The sequence below is a fragment of the Asaia sp. SF2.1 genome (genome assembly GCF_000505765.1).
Lineage (GTDB): Bacteria > Pseudomonadota > Alphaproteobacteria > Acetobacterales > Acetobacteraceae > Asaia > Asaia bogorensis.
Map to the genome: position 1 here is coordinate 130,551 of NZ_AYXS01000034.1, position 1,232 is coordinate 131,782.

Sequence of the window (1,232 nt, forward strand, 5' to 3'; positions counted from 1 at the left end):
TCGTCAGCATGGCATTGTTCACGCCATAGACGATGGTGGCATCGACATCGGTGCCCGGAGCAGAAATCAGGACCTTGCGTGCGCCAGCCTTGATCAGGGCCGAAGCCTTTTCCTTGCTGGTGAACAGGCCGGTACATTCCATGGCCACGTCGACGCCTTCGAACGGCACCTTGGTCGGGTCGCGCTCGGCGGAAACACGGATGGGGCCATAGGTGCGGCCATTGGCTTCGATGATCAGGTTGCTGCCATCAACGCGAACCGTGCCGGGGAAACGGCCATGAACGCTGTCATAAGCCAGCAGATGGGCGTTTTCTTCAACCGAGCCGAGGTCATTGATGGCGACCGGCACGACATCCGTACGTCCGCTTTCAATGATGCCACGCAGCACCAGACGCCCGATACGTCCAAAACCGTTGATCGCGATTTTCACAGCCATTGTAGTCTCCCGGCCAGTAGGCGGTTTCGTTATAAGAGATGAAACCATAGCACCCTTGGAAGACGAGACGAGAGGGGGCTACCAAAAATCTTATCGATATTTTCGTGAAAACTGGTCTTTCTGTTCCCGCTCTCTTGCTTGTGTGCGGTCTTCCTGCAAGTTCTTTAGGTCATGACGATGACGAATGCTTCAAATTGTGGTTTCCTGAAATTTCGGTCTTTGGCGATCGCCGGTTTGTGCCTCGTCTCGGGGGCGCTCACGGCCTGTACCCCGCCCGATCAAAGGCTGTTCAACCCCAATGCGGGCAAGCCACCCAAGCCCCATTATCCGCCTGCGCCTCCGGGCAAGCCCGCGCCCGCCCCCTTCCTGCAGATTGTTGTAGGCACACCCAAGGCGGAATGGGCACCAGCTGTCTCACGCAGTACGAAGCTCGCTTTGTCACGCAAGCCCGACCTTCTGTTTGTGGTCACCGTGCTCTCCCCCGAGACAGGTAGTCCGGCAGCGCAGGTCAAATCGATCGAGACACTGACCGAGCAGGACGGCAAGGATGTGGCGGATCAGATCGTGGCATCGGGCGCACCGCCCAATCAGGTCCAGATTGAGGCCAAGACCGATGGTTCCAGCCCCAAAGGGCGTATTCGCGTCGATCTGCGCTAGGCCGCACCACATTTCTGCGCCTGCTGCTTCAAGGCAGGCGGTGCCTTCATGATCGTCCGGGGTGACGCTGGACAAGCCTTCAATGCAGCAGCGAGCGTGGATACCTTCCGGGCAATCCTGCCTGTTTCTGTCTGCTGAC

The 1,232-nt window shown here is 58.4% G+C and carries 2 protein-coding genes; one reads left to right on the plus strand and one right to left on the minus strand.

Features of this window, described 5'->3' with window-relative positions; translation table 11 throughout:
• The coding region (locus P792_RS31805; RefSeq protein ID WP_031241208.1) for a glyceraldehyde 3-phosphate dehydrogenase NAD-binding domain-containing protein at window positions 1-436 on the minus strand (436 nt) is incomplete at its 3' end.
• 177 nt (window positions 437-613) lie between these two features.
• Here P792_RS31805 and P792_RS31810 point away from each other — a divergent pair.
• Entirely contained in the window at window positions 614-1,093 is a 480-nt protein-coding gene (locus P792_RS31810; protein WP_023979394.1) for a hypothetical protein, read from the plus strand.
• Window positions 1,094-1,232: the final 139 nt, after the last annotated feature.